Below are 16039 nucleotides of genomic sequence, written 5' to 3'. Positions count from 1 at the left end.
CCGCATTTAATGACAAAAGAAAATACAGCAAACAGAAATTTTTACCACTTACAACTTTATATTCAGTTTTAACCGCTCTTTATATTGCTCCATATGAATCAATGAAAAATAAAAATGACTGAATTTTTCAGTCTTTAATTCTTTACGAATGAACCCTCGAATCATTCGACTCTTTGCTTTTTTAATATGCAAAAAATGTAATGGTCCAGCGATAATTTTCATAAAACCCTCCAACCGATCACAGTTTTTGTAAAATATGCTATCAACTGGTCAGGTGGTGTCACGATTTCACTAAATAGTAAAATTTTTCTACTAATTTAGTTGGTTTTAATATCATTTGACCCAAATATGCTTTTCTGATTTATAATACGGCAACTTTCAAGTACTTATTTTTATGGTCAGTGACAAGCAGGCTGCGCTCTTTTTAAAACAATTACAGATTCAGTATCCCTATGCATTTAGACGTAATTTTGTATTTTATGGCATGCTGAAAACTAAAGGTTTAATGGATGAAATCAAGGAGTTTATTCCTTGGATCTTAGCCATTATGATTTTCGTTTCACTGTCTTTAAGCCTTGGTCACTATATCGAATCGCATTTCCTACGCTTTACTACATTTCAAGCACAAGGCATTTCTGCGCTGTGCTTTATGCTGCTTTACATGCTTTATGTTCCGCTTGTCCTCAAACAAATGAAGCACAGTTCTCGTTCTTATTATGAACAACAGCAGCATGCACCAATTAAAATTGCAGCCCTTATTATTTTACAAGCGGTCAATATTGCCTTTATCGAAAGTACATTTTTACAAATTGTGCTGTTTTTCTTTGCCATGGGTTTTGGCTTTGTAAAGTTTTATAAAGAAAATCTATTCCGCAATAGCGCTACACATGTTGGACTATATTATTTACAGGAATTACGCCGCTTTAATTTCTGGAGTTATAAACAAATTATTCGACTCAAAATAATACTGCAATTTAGCAAAAAAAATACGGCAACATATCAACAGAAACTCAAGCAATTACAGCATTTTAAAAACCTGCATTTAAAGTCCATGCAGATGGAACAACAATTATGCTTAACCCACAAGCATCAGGATTTAGAAAATTATCTCGATAGTTTAATGTAATAAAAAACTGGGCTTTGACCCAGTTTTTTTATGTTTTTGATGATTAGTTAAGCCGATTGCTGTAAATCTCCCAACAACTGCAATTGCGAATTGAAAATAAGTTGATAGCCTCGCGATTCATCAACCATGTAGCTTTGCTCTTTAATACTGTCGATAAAAATCCAATTCGACTGCATATTCTGTTCAGTAAAATCGACCAACAAATACCCCCGCTGATTCAAATTACAGTATGCCAGATCATTAATTAAAGTCTGAAAGGCATATTCAAATTGCTGCAATTGTGCCAAAGGAATATTTAAATATTTTTCCAAACCAGGTGAAGACACCGAACTGGTTGCCAACTCCACGCCCAGCATATCTTGATCCTTGCTCAGCAACTCCGAATACCAAGCATTATGTGTATCCCCTGCCAAGACGACGACTTTCTTATTCAAGCTCTTTAGGGTTGCATACAGCACTTCTCGCTCATAAAAATAACCATCCCATGCATCCAAATTATAAGGTGCAACTGTATTGACCCGTGCCTTTTCTAAGTCAGTCAGAGTTGGATCACCCGCCTGTAAACGTAATTTGATTTGAACCAGCTCTGTAATTTGCGTATTCATTTTCACCAATGTTTCAGCCGTAACCGTACCACTGCTGATTTCAGCCAGAGACAACAAAAGCTCAGCAGGAATGAACATTTTTGACATCAGCACCTGCTGTCCCAATACGTTCCACGTGGCACCACTGCTCATGAGTTTTTGCAGTAACCAGTCCCGCTGCTCATAGCCAAGTAAAGTCCGATCCTGCGCCAGCAAGTCTTGCTGGAACTGCACCGTATTCAAACCTTGTGTGTTCATGTAATTGGCATAGTCCAATTGCTGATCCCGCGCAATAATACGTGTATCCAGCATGGTTAACTGCACCAGTGAACCAAAATCAAACTGACGATAAATATGTAAATGATCGTCCTCTGATACTGGACGAATTGGCATCCACTCAAAGTAGGCTTGTAACGCTGCCAGTTTACGCTCAGAGAATTTCCCTTCATTTTGCGCTTGTGCAGTTGCCTCAGTATGATTCTCCGCCCCATCGTGCCAAGTATCATTGGCTAGCTCATGATCATCCCAAATTACAATAAAGGGGTGTCGCTGATGCAATGCCTGCAAATCCAAATCTTGACGGTACAAAGCATAACGTTTGCGATAATCATCTAAACCAATAATTTCCTGATTATTATCATCTGCAAGCAAACGCCCGAGTTTCTCCGCATCTTCTGTTGCGTAGCCGTCTTTGCCATATTCATAAATATAATCCCCCAGATGCAGCACCACGTCGACATCCTGTTTCGCCATTTCACGGTAAACATAGAAATAACCTGCGGGATAATTGGAACAGGAACAAACTGCAAATTTCACCTGAGAAGCCTGAATAGCTAAGGTCTTCATTTGCCCAATCGGTGAAATGCTTTGCCCAAAACGGAAACGATAAAAATAACGCTGCTGTGGCAATAGCCCTATGACATCCACTTTTACCGTGTAGTCTTGTGCTGGACTGGTTTGGACTTTACCTGTCGCAACCATTTGAGTAAATTGCTGATCGCTTGCCACTTCCCAAACAATTTCTAAGCGTGCTTCCAGATCACTAGGCGTTGCACGCGTCCAAATAATCACGCGGTCTTGTAACGGGTCACCACTGGCAACACCATGTGCAAATTGCACACTAACACTCGAACCCGAAGCATCATCCGAGTCATCACCACATGCGGTGAGTGAAAGAGGTAAAGAAACCGCACCAAAACCAGCTAAAGTTTTTTGAATGAGTTCACGGCGCGTTAAAGTATTTGTCATTTTTTTAATCCACTAGAAACGTGACTTAAAAAATAGGCAAAGAATATTTAATGATGATCTCAATTACATGAACATATGATGACAAGGCAAGTCCCTGTTGTCGTTAAAATTGTGATTTTTTGATCACAAACTCATGAATTGTCTGAAAATAAAGCAAATACGAAGAAATCAACTTGCAAAGAATAAATTGGTACTCTATTATTGCGCTCATGCCCGGGTGGTGAAATAGGTAGACACAGGGGATTTAAAATCCCCCGCCCTCAAAGCGTGCCGGTTCGAGTCCGGCCCCGGGCACCATTTTAATACTTCTTAAAATGGTGTAATAAAAATCCAGCGAAAGCTGGTTTTTTTATGCCTATAATTTATAAATCAAAATGACGAAACCACAACAAAATGAAAAAAATCCTAAGCTTGATGACTTTAATCCTGAGTCTTTCAAACCTTGCTCACGCAGAAACCAAGGCCGTAGAGACAAATACTGAAAAATTTTATGATCGGTTTGCTGGGACGATTCTCGAAAAAGACCAGCAGCTTTACCTACAAGTATGTAAGTCTGTAGATGCAGAGTTTAAGTTAAGTTTTAACCATATACGTGATGAACAGCACATACGCACACTCATAAAAACTTATCCAAAGTTTTGGCTGAATCTCAGTGCCAATACTGAAAAAATCAAAGATAAATATGTGATGACGGTCAATGCAATTGAAGATGAGCACTTAAATCAAAGCTGTCACTTAAATGACCTTTTAGATGAACTGTAAACCTCAATCTTGCATTAATCCAATTCATCTCACCAACATAAAAAACAGAGAGTGACTCACCACTCTCGATTCGCAATCAACTCTTCCATTTCTACATCGAAATGACCATGTTCTTGCACTACCATCATCATGGCTTCAGCAATATAATCGGCCGCGGTATCATCGAGCGATGAATCCAAATCTTCAAACTGTGGCTTCATTTCATTAATTGCTGAAACAGCATCATTTGCAAATCGATAAATTTCAGATGTACTGTCCTTAACCTTTGCCACTTTCTTAGCAAATTGCACAATGCATTGCTGCACTTCAGCCACCAATACATCTGGGTAATATTCATCATCAAACATCGGGAGAAGTAAATCTGCAAACATACAGCCACTCAAACTACTAATAAACGCGAGCCTATATAGCATAAAGACTGGCTTTTACCAAATAAAAAAGGGCAGATTAAATTCCACCCTTGAATATCATGAAAAAATACAGAAATTTAGAATTAAGGTTTAACAAGCTCAGCACTCAAGCTTTTTGCTGTTTTCACCAAATCCAGAAACTCGGTACGTAAGCCAAACTCATCTGGCTGTGCTGCACTTTGCGCCAACTTGAAAATATCATCCCATTGCATCTGAGCATTATACTGCCCACCCCGTAATTGCTGTGCATAAGCTGCAACAGCGATCGCAAAGCGCGTATCAGCCGATGACTGCGCCAAGTCTTGGCTACGTACAGGCACTGGCTGGCTTAACAAAATACTTTGACTCTGTTGCGGTTGTTTATAGCGCACATTCACATAAGCATATTCCTGCGTGTTGGCTTTACTTGAATTTACAGGTGCTTGATAGCGCGACTCATTCAACCAGCCTTTTTGCCCCACAGGAATAATTTCATATAAGGCCGTGACCGTATGCCCCGCCCCAATATCCCCCGCATCTACACGATCATTATTAAAATCTTCATTTTTTAATAGGCGATTTTCATAACCGACCAGACGATATTCTTTGACTGTTGCGGGGTTAAACTCGACTTGGATTTTGACATCCTGCGCAACTGTGGCCAGTGTGGAACTGAGTTGGCGTTGTAACACCTTCTTGGCTTCACGCTCATTGTCGATATAACTATAGCTCCCATCTCCCGCATCTGCCAACTGCTCCATTAACTGCTCATCGTAGTTTCCAGAACCAAAACCAAACGTGGAAAAGGAAATGCCTGATTTACGTTTTTCCGCAATCATGCCCTTTAAGGTGTCAAAATCTGTAATTCCGACATTAAAGTCACCATCGGTTGCGATCAGAATACGGTTGATGCCACCCTGAATATAAGATTTTTGTGCTTGATCATAAGCCAATTGAATAGCACGCTCACCTGAGGTTGCCCCGCCTGCTTTTAAGCGATGAATGACTTTTAAAATTTTATCCTTGTCAGCGCCAGCAGTTGGCGCCAAAGCCAGATCTTCACCGCTGGCATAGGTCACAATACTCACCTTGTCTTGTGGGCGTAATTGCTCCGTTAATATGCTCAGGGTTTTCTTCACCAAAGGTAGCTTATTTTCAGCACTCATACTGCCAGAGACATCCACCAAAAATACCAGATTGGCAGGTGGAAGTTGCTGCATCTGCAAATCTTTAGCCTTAATGCCAATCTTGATAATTTTGGCATTTTGCTGCCAAGGAGAATTAACCACTTCAGTATTCACCGAAAATGGATGCTGCCCCACAGGATTTGGATAGTGATAGTTAAAATAATTCACCATTTCTTCTATGCGTACAGCATCCACAGGAGGCAATTGCGCTGCCTGTGTCAAATAGCGCCGAACATTAGTGTAGCTTCCTGTATCCACATCAATACTAAAGGTAGAGATAGGCTGCTGCGCAACCACATACACAGGATTGGTTTCTATTTTCTGATAATTCTCGGTATTTTCGATAGGCAATGGCATATTTTCAGGCATGCTTATCATAGCCATCGGTGCAGGCATCGCCAAACCAGCAGCTGCTGTTCTGCTCATCGACATTTGTTGTGGCGGAACCTGACCACAAGCAACCAACAATATACCTGTTACAGCAAGTACTAAAAATTTAGGTCTTAACTTCATGATTTATCCAACGTTATTTTATTTAAATTTCAATTCCATCATTCTGCAAACATAGCCCCGTATTACAAAGCACTCTCCTTACACAAAATATGCAAGAGCTATGCATCACAAATCATTTATTGTTCTATATCCAGCAATATATTTAAGTTCAGCAGCCGTTTAAGCAGATTGCATGGCTTTCCACACTTTAATCGCATCAGACATGGCTTTCACATCATGCGCACGCACCATGCTTGCACCCTGCTGAATACTCAGCAAATGTGCTGTAACAGAACCCACTGCACGCTCTACTGCATCAGCACCGCCCAGTGCCTCACCTATAAAGCGCTTACGTGACAATGCGGATAAGATTGGATAACCCATACGATTTAGCTTCCAGAACTCTTTTAACAGTCGCAAGTTCTGCTGAGCATTCTTGGCAAAACCAAAACCAGGGTCAATCATGATATGTTCAGGTTTTACCCCAGCCGCCAAAGCATCATCAACACGCTGCTGTAACTCTGCAATCACATCCTCAGTCACATCTTGGTACTGATTCAAATTATTCATGGTGGTCGGCTCACCACGCATATGCATAATAATAATTGGAATATTTAACTCCGCTGCAGTTTCAAGTGCATGTGGACGCGTCAGTGCACGCACATCATTCCAAATATGCGCCCCCGCAGCGACAGCCGCACGAATCACTTCAGGTTGCGAGGTATCAATTGAAATAATAACATCATGCTCTGCAAGTGCCTGCACCACGGGAATGACTCTGCGAATTTCCTCTTCAACCTCAACCACTGATGCGCCTGGTCGTGTGGACTCGCCCCCCACATCAATTACCGTCGCCCCTTCTGCCACCATTTGTAATGCACGCGCAACTGCAGCATCTTGGGAGTTATGCAAGCCACCATCACTAAAAGAATCAGGTGTCACGTTTAGAATCCCCATCACATGTAGTTGGGATAAATCTAAACTCAAACGACCACAGCTGAGAACGCGATTCGGTAAAGGCTTAAGTTGCATAAATACACTCCTGAAACAATAGCTGCTAGTGTAGCAATTCAATCTTATTTAAGGCTGAAAACTTTTCAATTCGACTTTTATTCTTAAGGCAACAGCATAAAAAAAGAGCCTCATTTAGAGACTCTCTTTTACATTACCTTTGCAGCTTAGCTTGCTGGTAATGGTGGTGGTGTAGATGGACCGCTGGTTGGCGTCACATCAATCACAGGATTCTCAGCCACATACACCTTAGGTGGTTGTGGTTCACGTCCTTCCATAATGTCACGGATTTGATCACGATCAATCGTTTCCCATTCCATCAAAGCTTTCACCATCGCATGAGCGATATCTTTGTTATTTTCCAAGACATCACGTGCCACACGGTATTGCTCATCAAGGATGCGACGTACTTCTTCATCGACTTTTTGTTGCGTTGCTTCAGAAATAGTACGGCTACCGACATTACCAAAGAAACCATTTTGGTTTTCATCTTCGTAAACCATCACACCAAGTTTGTCCGACATACCGTATTTGGTCACCATCGCACGTGCCATTTTGGTTGCACGTTCGAAGTCGTTCGAAGCACCTGTAGATTGCTGGTTAATGAAGATTTCTTCCGCGATACGACCACCAAACAAGATCGAAAGTTCATTCAACATCTTGTCTTTGTAATGGCTAATCTGATCTTGCTCAGGCAACTGCCAAGTCACACCCAATGCCCAACCACGCGGCATAATTGTCACTTTATGCACAGGATCTGTTCCCGGCAAAATTTCAGCCACAATCGCATGACCCGCTTCATGGTAAGCCGTTGCACGACGCTCTTCTTCACGAAGCACCATCGATTTACGCTCTGGACCCATGTAAATTTTGTCTTTCGCATCCTCAAAGTCATGCATATCCACCGTATTTTTATTACGACGAGCAGCAAACAATGCAGCTTCATTGACCAAGTTCGCCAATTGCGCACCAGAGAAGCCTGGTGTACCACGAGCCAAAACTTTAAGGTCCACGCCTGTCACTGAAGGTAATTTCTTCAAGTGAACATTCAGAATTTGCTCACGACCTTTAATGTCAGGAAGACCCACCATCACTTGACGGTCAAAGCGACCAGGACGTAATAAGGCTTTATCCAATACATCAGCACGGTTGGTTGCAGCAATGACGATAATCCCTTCATTACCTTCAAAGCCATCCATTTCTACCAGCATCTGGTTCAAAGTTTGTTCACGCTCATCGTGACCACCACCTGTACCTGAACCACGGTGACGACCAACAGCATCAATCTCATCGATGAAAATGATACATGGCGCATGACGTTTGGCTTGTTCGAACATATCACGTACACGTGATGCACCGACACCGACAAACATCTCAACGAAGTCAGAACCAGAAATACTAAAGAATGGCACTTTCGCTTCACCTGCAATCGCTTTCGCAAGTAAAGTTTTACCTGTACCGGGTGGACCCACCATTAACACGCCTTTCGGAATGGTTGCACCAAGACGTTTAAACTTCGCAGGATCTTTCAAGAAGTCTACAATTTCAACTACTTCTTGCTTCGCTTCATCACAGCCCGCTACATCAGTAAATGTAACTTTAATTTGGTCTTCAGACAGCATTTTTGCTTTTGACTTACCAAAACTCATTGGACCGTTTTTACCACCTGCTCCGCCACCCATGTTGCGCATAAAGAACATGAATAACAAAATGATTAAGAGTACAGGGAAGCTTGCAATCAGAAGTTGCATCAACAAACCTTGGCGTTGTGGTGCAGTACCTTCAACGACAACATTGTTTTTAATCAGGCTAGGCATCAATTCAGGATCTTGCACCGCTGGACGAATGCTTTCGAACTCAGATCCATTTGATTTAGTGCCACTAATTCTTTCACCATCAATTGTGACTTGCTTAATTTGACCAGCATTCACCGCTGTAACGAACTCTGAATAGTTCATTGCAGTTGGCTTATCACGGTCACTGATGTTGCTGAAGATCAAAATCAGCACACCCAGTATAATGAGCCACAACACGGCATTCTTGAAGAGATCGCTCAAAGCTTTATTCCCATATCAATCTAATTTGATCATGCCCAAGGATGGGTGACCTTAATAATGTAAGCTGTAAACCCAGCTGTTCAATAATGTAAAAAAGTACAAAATGCACAATTTTTAACGAGTTGGCAAGTAAACTTTACTTTAAAGCCTTCTTGCGCCCTTGGCCGATTAAAAAAACTTCTTTCGAACGAGCACGTGATGCAGCTGGCTTAGCCGTCTTCAACACGTCAAAACTATCGACCACTTGTTTACGGAATTCATCAAAGCCTGAGCCTTGGAAAACTTTCACTACAAACTGCCCATTTGGTCCTAAAACTTTATTGGCAAAGTCCAGTGCTAGTTCACACAGGTAGATTTGACGAGGTTGATCTACAGCTCTATTACCTGATGTATTGGGGGCCATATCTGAAATTACAACGTCAACAACACGCCCATTTAAAATATTTAACAATTTTTCGAAGACTTCTTCCTCACGGAAATCACCTTGTAAAAAAGTCACATCGGGTAAAGCATCCATTTCTAAAATATCTGATGCGATAACCAAACCTTTGTCACCGACCAGTTTTCCTGCAATTTGGGACCAACTTCCTGGAGCAGCACCCAAATCCACCACGGTCATACCAGGCTTAATAATTTTATATTTTTCTTGGATTTCAAGTAACTTATAAGCAGCACGCGCTCGATAACCTTCCTTCTGTGCTTTTTTCACAAAAGGATCATCAAGATGTTCTCTCATCCACGCACGACTACTTTTGGATAATTTTTGGTTGGTAATGCGTGTGGCCATAACTCTCTATGTATATAAAAACTTCTAATTTTTTATTGTACGTGAAAAACCAAGTGCTTGCAGTATACATCTGTATCTAAATCGACTTAAAGCGCCTGTTTTTTTCAATCAACAAGATCGATTATTTCAACCGCTTTAACTCATTTTTGCTATACTAGGTCGTTTTTAAAATTAGGTTATCTTTCATGGCGGCTTTATCTATTCAGGAACGCAAGCGTTTACGTCAAATTGGTCATGCACTTAATCCTGTTGTGATGATTGGTGGTCAAGGTTTGACTGAGAATGTCGTTGAGGAAACCAACCGTGCATTAAATGATCACGAACTCATCAAAGTTAAGATTGCAGGTGAAGATCGTGAAGCACGTGTCGCAGTGATTGCTGAAATTGCAGAAGTGACTGGCGCTGAAGTAGTACAAACGATTGGTAAAATTGCCCTGCTTTACAAAAAAGCGAAACAGCAAAATCCAAAACTTTCGAACCTTGTTCGCCACGCTCATTTATCTAAGTAATTTTGATTTATGGCAAGTTACGAGCTCAGCGCATTTGACCGACGCTTCCAAGCCATTTCTGTGGTGGGCGCGATTGAACAAGTCAGCCCGTTTACGCTGAATGTCGGCTTTTGGATTCGTGACCCGAACCAGTGGATTGACTGGCCTGCTTTAGTTGCAGCACATCCACGTCAGGATTTTCTTTGGGAAAACACCTGTTTTGAGATTTTTATTGGTGTGAAGCACGAAGATTTTTATCGTGAAATCAATTTAGCGCCTTCTCAAGCATGGCAAGCCTACCAATTTGAAGAGTATCGCTATCCTGAAGATATGCCACCGCATGCTGCGTATGATATTGAGTTGAACCAACTCAAGCGCACGCACTATGGACTGAATGTGAGTGTAGATTTAACCGAATTTATGTTGCAGCATAAGCTCAAATGGTCTGATCTATTCATTGGCTTGACCGCTGTACTGAAGACCTCTCAAGGTGAGCAGTTCTACGCCATGCAACACAGTAGTCCAACAGCGGATTTTCACAATAAACGCGATTGGCTACATCAGTTCTAAAGCACTCCAACTCCTCTCCTTTTACAAGGAGAGGTGAAATTTTTCTTTATAAATTCATGATGCGCTCAAGGTTGGCTTTCCGAAGCATCTTTACTCGAAACTTTATTCCACGCTTCTAAAGTATGTTCTTTAGAACGTTTAAAGGTTTCAGTTAATTGGTCTTTATGCTTAACCGAGATCTGGCTGACATCATCTTTCAGCTCTTTACCAAATTTGGTCAAATCTTCAATTACCGCATTCACTTCCGTTTTTACAAAGTCTTTCAGATCAGTGAGATCTTTCTGTGACAAGTTCAATTGTGATTTCAAACTCTCGATACGCTGCACTACATCTTCTTTGAGCTGGCGAATTTGATCTTGCACGGTAGCATTTAATTGCTTCGCCTCTTCAGTGACTTTTTCTTCAGCCTCTGTCACGGCTTCTGTCACCTGCTGCTTCGCTTGCTTTGCCACTTTTTCCAATTTTGCGGAACTTTCAGTGACGACCTCTTTCAGGGAATCGGTCACTTCTGTCGGTTTTTTTTCTACTGTCATGATGCACAACCTGTTCTTATAGTAAGGAAGATTTACAGCTTAACTGGATGTGTTCAAATTTAGGGCTTGATTTGTCAGACAATTCTTAATTGCTTACATTTTCCATTTTTTGTGCAACAAAACAACGATCTAAAAAATGCAAGTCTTTTATCTTTTTATTCTTTGGTTTTTACGTGGACTTCTTCATAGCTGATGCGTATAATGCGCTGTTAAGTTACAAGCGAGCAGACACGAGGGAGGGTAGGTTTTTTTAATAGCCTTCCTTTTTTTTCGTCTACTCGCTTTTTTACAGCCCTATTTTTGTGGTTTTAGTTCAGGAGCTTTGGTTTGAGCATCCCCGCCATTTTAGCCCTCGCCGACGGTACAATCTTTAAAGGTACGTCTATCGGCGCAACGGGAAGTACGACTGGTGAAGTCGTTTTTAACACAGCCATGACTGGCTATCAAGAAATTCTGACCGATCCAAGTTATGCACAACAACTTGTGACATTAACTTATCCGCATATCGGTAATACAGGTTGCAACTCTGAAGATGCAGAGTCTGGCCGTATTCATAAAGTGTGGGCAAACGGTTTAATTATCCGTGACTTACCTTTATTGCATAGCAACTTCCGTGCAGAACAATCTCTAGGTGAATACCTTGTAGAGCACAATGTCGTTGCAATTGCCGATATCGATACACGTAAATTAACACGTATTTTGCGTGCCAAAGGTGCGCAGAACGGTTGTATTCTAGCTGGCGAAAATATTACTGAAGAAGAAGCTTTAGCAAAAGCTCGTGCATTCGGTGGCTTGAATGGTTTAGACCTTGCGAAAGAATGCTGTGATCCTGAAGGCTTTGAATGGACTGAAGGTTCTTGGGTTCTTGGTAAAGGCTTTACTCAACCTGAACATAAATTCCACGTTGTAGCATACGACTACGGTGTCAAAACCAACATCTTACGTATGCTCGCAGACCGCGGTTGCAAACTCACCGTTGTTCCTGCGCAAACTCCTGCAGAGAAAGTACTCGCTTTAAATCCAGATGGCGTGTTCTTATCGAACGGTCCTGGTGACCCTGCAGCATGTGACTATGCCATTGAAGCTGTAAAAACAATTGTAGAAGATGCACGCAACGTACCTGTATTTGGTATTTGCTTGGGTCACCAAATTCTTGCTTTGGCTTCTGGTGCCAAAACTGTGAAAATGCCACATGGTCACCACGGTGCAAACCATCCAGTACAAAACATTGAGGATGGTACTGTGATGATTACTTCTCAGAACCATGGCTTCGCAGTTGATGCAGAAACTTTACCTGCAAACCTAAAAGCTACGCACAAGTCTTTATTCGATCAAACCTTGCAAGGGATCCATCGTTTAGACAAGCCAGCGTTCAGCTTCCAAGGTCACCCTGAAGCAAGCCCTGGTCCACATGACTGTGCCCCATTGTTCGATCATTTCATCGAACTTATCGAAGCATCTAAGAAGTAATTAAGGAGCGAAATAATGCCTAAACGTACGGATATTAAAAGCATCTTAATTATTGGTGCTGGTCCGATTGTGATTGGTCAGGCGTGTGAGTTTGACTACTCAGGTGCGCAAGCATGTAAAGCCCTTCGCGAAGAAGGTTACCGTGTTATTTTGGTGAACTCTAACCCAGCGACCATTATGACTGACCCATCAATGGCAGATGCAACCTATATTGAGCCGATTACTTGGCAAACTGTTGCACAAATCATTGAGAAAGAACGGCCAGACGCAGTTCTTCCAACGATGGGTGGCCAAACTGCATTGAACTGTGCCCTTGCACTTGATGAGCATGGCATTTTAGAAAAATTCAATGTTGAATTAATCGGTGCGACCAAAGAAGCAATCGAAAAAGCGGAAGACCGTAAACTTTTCGATATCGCGATGCGTAAAATTGGTCTTGAATGTCCAAAAGCAGACATTGCTGAATCAATGGAACAAGCTTTAGAAATTCAAGCACGCTTCGGCTTCCCTGTGATTATTCGTCCATCATTCACCATGGGTGGTTCTGGTGGCGGTATCGCATACAACAAAGAAGAATTCATTGAAATCTGTGAACGCGGTTTCGATCTTTCTCCAACCAAGCAATTATTGATTGATGAATCTTTAATTGGTTGGAAAGAGTACGAAATGGAAGTTGTTCGTGACAAAAACGACAACTGTATTATCGTATGTTCGATTGAAAACTTTGACCCAATGGGCGTGCACACTGGTGACTCAATCACTGTAGCGCCGGCACAAACCTTAACGGACAAAGAATACCAATTGATGCGTAACGCTTCTTTAGCAGTACTACGTGAGATTGGTGTAGAAACGGGTGGTTCAAACGTACAGTTTGGTATTTGCCCAAATACTGGTCGTATGGTCATCATCGAGATGAACCCGCGTGTATCTCGTTCATCTGCGTTGGCATCTAAAGCAACTGGTTTCCCAATTGCGAAAATTGCAGCGAAACTTGCTGTAGGTTATACCCTTGATGAATTGAAAAATGACATCACTGGCGGTACAACTCCTGCATCATTCGAACCTTCAATTGACTACGTTGTCACCAAGATTCCACGTTTCAACTTTGAAAAATTCCCACAAGCTGAACCAGTTCTGACTACACAGATGAAATCTGTAGGTGAAGTCATGGCGATTGGTCGTAACTTCCAAGAATCTGTAAACAAAGCACTTCGTGGTTTAGAAGTGGGCGTTTGTGGTTTCGATGAGAAAATCGAAATCGGTGCTGAAGGCGCGCGCGAAAAGATTTTGGTTGAGCTTAAAGTTCCAGGTCCAGAGCGTATTTGGTACGTAGCGGATGCGTTCCGTCACGGCTTCACTTTAGATGAAGTATTTGAAGCGACCAAAATCGACAAATGGTTCTTGATTCAAATCGAAGACATCATCAAAACTGAAAATCAAATCAAAACTTTAGGTTTTGGTGATTTAACGGCTGACAACATCCGTGGGTTCAAACGTAAAGGTTTATCTGACCTTCGCATTGCGAACTTGATGGGTATTTCACAAAAGCAATTCCGTAAGCACCGCTGGAACTTGGGCGTAACCCCTGTTTACAAACGTGTCGATACATGTGCGGCTGAGTTTGAATCTGACACAGCTTATATGTACTCAACTTACGATGAAGAGTGTGAATCTAACCCTTCAGCGAAAGACAAGATCATGGTCATCGGCGGTGGTCCAAACCGTATTGGTCAAGGGATCGAGTTTGACTACTGCTGCGTACACGCTGCCCTAGCGATGCGTGATGACGGTTACGAAACCATTATGGTGAACTGTAACCCTGAAACAGTTTCAACAGATTACGACACTTCAGATCGTTTGTACTTCGAACCGATCACGCTTGAAGACGTATTAGAAATTGTACGTACTGAAAAGCCAAAAGGCATTATCGTTCAGTACGGCGGTCAAACTCCGTTGAAATTGGCGCGCGCTTTAGAAGAAGCGGGTGCTCCAATTATCGGTACATCTCCAGATGCGATTGACCGTGCAGAAGACCGTGAACGTTTCCAACAAATGATTCAACGTCTGCAATTACGTCAACCAAACAACAGCATCGTAAAATCTGCTGAAGAAGGTATTTCTGAAGCGGCTAAAGTGGGTTATCCACTGGTTGTGCGTCCATCTTATGTATTGGGTGGTCGTGCAATGGAAATCGTCTACAACGAAGAAGAACTTAAACGTTACCTTCGTGAAGCGGTTCAAGCATCTAACGAAGCACCTGTTCTTCTTGACCGCTTCCTCGATGATGCAACCGAAGTTGACGTTGACTGCGTATCTGACGGTAAAGATGTGGTGATTGGCGGGATTATGCAACACATTGAACAAGCGGGTATTCACTCAGGTGACTCAGCATGTTCGATTCCTCCGTACTCGCTTTCACAAGAAGTTCAAGACGAAATGCGTCGTCAAACTGTGGCGATGGCAAAAGAGCTTGGCGTTGTCGGTTTGATGAACGTTCAATTTGCTGTAAAAGGCGATGACATCTACGTACTCGAAGTGAACCCACGTGCATCTCGTACGGTTCCATTCGTATCGAAATGTATTGGCGAATCTTTAGCGAAAGTTGCTGCACGTTGTATGGCGGGCCAGTCTTTAGAATCTCAAGGTTTCACCAAAGAGATTATTCCGACGCACTTTGCGGTAAAAGAAGCGGTATTCCCGTTCGCGAAATTCCCTGGTGTAGACCCAATGCTTGGCCCTGAGATGAAATCTACAGGTGAAGTAATGGGTGTAGGTAAAACATTTGGTGAAGCATTCTACAAAGCAGTGCTTGGTTCAAATGAACGCTTACCAGGTTTACCGACAGAAGGCGAAGTTAAACACGCATTCTTGTCTGTACGTGAATCTGACAAAAAATACATTGTTGATATTGCGAAGAAACTTGTTTCTTACGGTTTCAAACTTGTTGCAACTGGCGGTACACATGACGTGCTTAGCCAAGCAGGTTTAGCATGCGAACGTGTAAATAAAGTAACCGAAGGCCGTCCACACATTGTAGACCGCTTGAAAAATGGTGAAATACACCTTATTGTCAATACCACTGAGGGCAAACGTGCTCAGTATGACTCAGCCATGATCCGTCGTGCTGCGTTACAAGGTAAAGTGTATTACACAACCACCATTAACGGTGCTGAAGCAGTTTGCCAAGCATTTGGAATCCAATTACCAATGGATGTATACCGTTTGCAAGATTTACAAACCGTAGTTTAATTCGTTTCCGATAAGTCCCGCCACCTTATCGGTGGCGGGCTTTTTTCATTTATAAACCTGTATTTTTTACACTCACACACTTGAGG

General features: G+C 42.1%; 14 protein-coding genes and 1 tRNA gene. 7 read left to right on the top strand and 8 right to left on the bottom strand.

Annotated elements, in window-relative coordinates:
- Positions 1–48: 48 nt before the first annotated feature.
- Positions 49–222 carry a hypothetical protein gene (locus tag ACWQ4X_RS03690; protein WP_158293850.1) on the bottom strand — a complete coding sequence of 58 codons (174 nt, stop codon included), beginning with the start codon at positions 220–222 and terminating at the stop codon, positions 49–51.
- 172 nt (positions 223–394) lie between these two features.
- Between ACWQ4X_RS03690 and ACWQ4X_RS03685 the strand changes: the two genes are divergently transcribed.
- Positions 395–1126 (top strand): hypothetical protein, encoded by a 732-nt coding sequence (locus ACWQ4X_RS03685; RefSeq protein ID WP_457902761.1) that lies wholly within the window; start codon positions 395–397, stop codon positions 1124–1126.
- Between the two features lie 47 nt (positions 1127–1173).
- On the opposite strand, the gene ACWQ4X_RS03680 is transcribed toward ACWQ4X_RS03685, so the two are convergent.
- On the bottom strand, positions 1174–2958 hold the full coding sequence (locus ACWQ4X_RS03680) for an alkaline phosphatase D family protein (RefSeq protein WP_457902760.1): 1785 nt from the start codon (positions 2956–2958) through the stop codon (positions 1174–1176).
- Positions 2959–3169: 211 nt separating this feature from the next.
- On the opposite strand from ACWQ4X_RS03680, the gene ACWQ4X_RS03675 reads away from it, so the two are divergent.
- Together ACWQ4X_RS03675 and ACWQ4X_RS03670 are read left to right on the top strand one after the other, a co-directional pair.
- Positions 3170–3255, top strand: a tRNA-Leu gene (locus tag ACWQ4X_RS03675).
- 96 nt (positions 3256–3351) lie between these two features.
- Positions 3352–3720 carry a hypothetical protein gene (locus ACWQ4X_RS03670; RefSeq protein ID WP_457902759.1) on the top strand — a complete coding sequence of 123 codons (369 nt, stop codon included), beginning with the start codon at positions 3352–3354 and terminating at the stop codon, positions 3718–3720.
- 56 nt (positions 3721–3776) lie between these two features.
- On the opposite strand, the gene ACWQ4X_RS03665 is transcribed toward ACWQ4X_RS03670, so the two are convergent.
- The 5 genes from ACWQ4X_RS03665 to rlmE form a co-directional block, all read right to left on the bottom strand.
- Positions 3777–4091, bottom strand: a complete 315-nt coding sequence (locus ACWQ4X_RS03665; RefSeq protein WP_142768008.1) for a DUF5713 family protein — start codon at positions 4089–4091, stop codon at positions 3777–3779.
- Between the two features lie 122 nt (positions 4092–4213).
- Positions 4214–5809 (bottom strand): vWA domain-containing protein, encoded by a 1596-nt coding sequence (locus ACWQ4X_RS03660; RefSeq protein ID WP_457902758.1) that lies wholly within the window; start codon positions 5807–5809, stop codon positions 4214–4216.
- A 159-nt stretch (positions 5810–5968) separates the two neighbouring features.
- The gene (gene folP, locus ACWQ4X_RS03655) at positions 5969–6820 is read right to left on the bottom strand and encodes a dihydropteroate synthase (protein ID WP_457902757.1); all 852 of its coding nucleotides are present in this window, start codon (positions 6818–6820) and stop codon (positions 5969–5971) included.
- 146 nt (positions 6821–6966) lie between these two features.
- Positions 6967–8856: an ATP-dependent zinc metalloprotease FtsH gene (gene ftsH, locus ACWQ4X_RS03650; RefSeq protein ID WP_100243306.1), complete on the bottom strand. Its 1890-nt coding sequence runs from the start codon at positions 8854–8856 to the stop codon at positions 6967–6969.
- 136 nt (positions 8857–8992) lie between these two features.
- Positions 8993–9643, bottom strand: coding sequence for a 23S rRNA (uridine(2552)-2'-O)-methyltransferase RlmE (gene rlmE / locus ACWQ4X_RS03645; RefSeq protein ID WP_044737920.1), 651 nt, complete (start codon positions 9641–9643; stop codon positions 8993–8995).
- Positions 9644–9828: 185 nt separating this feature from the next.
- On the opposite strand from rlmE, the gene yhbY reads away from it, so the two are divergent.
- Together yhbY and ACWQ4X_RS03635 are read left to right on the top strand one after the other, a co-directional pair.
- Positions 9829–10152: a ribosome assembly RNA-binding protein YhbY gene (gene yhbY / locus ACWQ4X_RS03640; protein WP_100243305.1), complete on the top strand. Its 324-nt coding sequence runs from the start codon at positions 9829–9831 to the stop codon at positions 10150–10152.
- A 9-nt stretch (positions 10153–10161) separates the two neighbouring features.
- The gene (locus ACWQ4X_RS03635; RefSeq protein ID WP_457902756.1) at positions 10162–10701 is read left to right on the top strand and encodes a DOMON-like domain-containing protein; all 540 of its coding nucleotides are present in this window, start codon (positions 10162–10164) and stop codon (positions 10699–10701) included.
- A 65-nt stretch (positions 10702–10766) separates the two neighbouring features.
- Here the strand turns inward: ACWQ4X_RS03635 and ACWQ4X_RS03630 are convergent, their stop codons facing one another.
- Positions 10767–11234, bottom strand: a complete 468-nt coding sequence (locus ACWQ4X_RS03630; protein WP_100243303.1) for a hypothetical protein — start codon at positions 11232–11234, stop codon at positions 10767–10769.
- A gap of 327 nt (positions 11235–11561) precedes the next feature.
- Between ACWQ4X_RS03630 and carA the strand changes: the two genes are divergently transcribed.
- Together carA and carB are read left to right on the top strand one after the other, a co-directional pair.
- The gene (carA, locus tag ACWQ4X_RS03625; RefSeq protein ID WP_457902755.1) at positions 11562–12704 is read left to right on the top strand and encodes a glutamine-hydrolyzing carbamoyl-phosphate synthase small subunit; all 1143 of its coding nucleotides are present in this window, start codon (positions 11562–11564) and stop codon (positions 12702–12704) included.
- A gap of 15 nt (positions 12705–12719) precedes the next feature.
- Positions 12720–15953, top strand: coding sequence for a carbamoyl-phosphate synthase large subunit (carB, locus tag ACWQ4X_RS03620; RefSeq protein ID WP_457902754.1), 3234 nt, complete (start codon positions 12720–12722; stop codon positions 15951–15953).
- The last annotated feature ends 86 nt before the right edge of the window (positions 15954–16039 follow it).

The sequence above is a fragment of the Acinetobacter sp. NigerLNRRAM0016 genome (genome assembly GCF_054112845.1).
This window is presented reverse-complemented; position numbering and strand designations above follow the sequence as displayed.

Bases quoted from the DNA above. Each gene is read 5' to 3' on its own strand.
- ACWQ4X_RS03630 (WP_100243303.1), bottom strand. From the start codon at position 11,234: ATGACAGTAGAAAAAAAACCGACAGAAGTGACCGATTCCCTGAAAGAG.
- folP (WP_457902757.1), bottom strand. From the start codon at position 6,820: ATGCAACTTAAGCCTTTACCGAATCGCGTTCTCAGCTGTGGTCGTTTG.
- ACWQ4X_RS03665 (WP_142768008.1), bottom strand. From the start codon at position 4,091: ATGTTTGCAGATTTACTTCTCCCGATGTTTGATGATGAATATTACCCA.
- ACWQ4X_RS03660 (WP_457902758.1), bottom strand. From the start codon at position 5,809: ATGAAGTTAAGACCTAAATTTTTAGTACTTGCTGTAACAGGTATATTG.
- rlmE (WP_044737920.1), bottom strand. From the start codon at position 9,643: ATGGCCACACGCATTACCAACCAAAAATTATCCAAAAGTAGTCGTGCG.
- ACWQ4X_RS03670 (WP_457902759.1), top strand. From the start codon at position 3,352: ATGAAAAAAATCCTAAGCTTGATGACTTTAATCCTGAGTCTTTCAAAC.
- ACWQ4X_RS03690 (WP_158293850.1), bottom strand. From the start codon at position 222: ATGAAAATTATCGCTGGACCATTACATTTTTTGCATATTAAAAAAGCA.
- yhbY (WP_100243305.1), top strand. From the start codon at position 9,829: ATGGCGGCTTTATCTATTCAGGAACGCAAGCGTTTACGTCAAATTGGT.
- ACWQ4X_RS03635 (WP_457902756.1), top strand. From the start codon at position 10,162: ATGGCAAGTTACGAGCTCAGCGCATTTGACCGACGCTTCCAAGCCATT.
- carB (WP_457902754.1), top strand. From the start codon at position 12,720: ATGCCTAAACGTACGGATATTAAAAGCATCTTAATTATTGGTGCTGGT.
- ACWQ4X_RS03680 (WP_457902760.1), bottom strand. From the start codon at position 2,958: ATGACAAATACTTTAACGCGCCGTGAACTCATTCAAAAAACTTTAGCT.
- ACWQ4X_RS03685 (WP_457902761.1), top strand. From the start codon at position 395: ATGGTCAGTGACAAGCAGGCTGCGCTCTTTTTAAAACAATTACAGATT.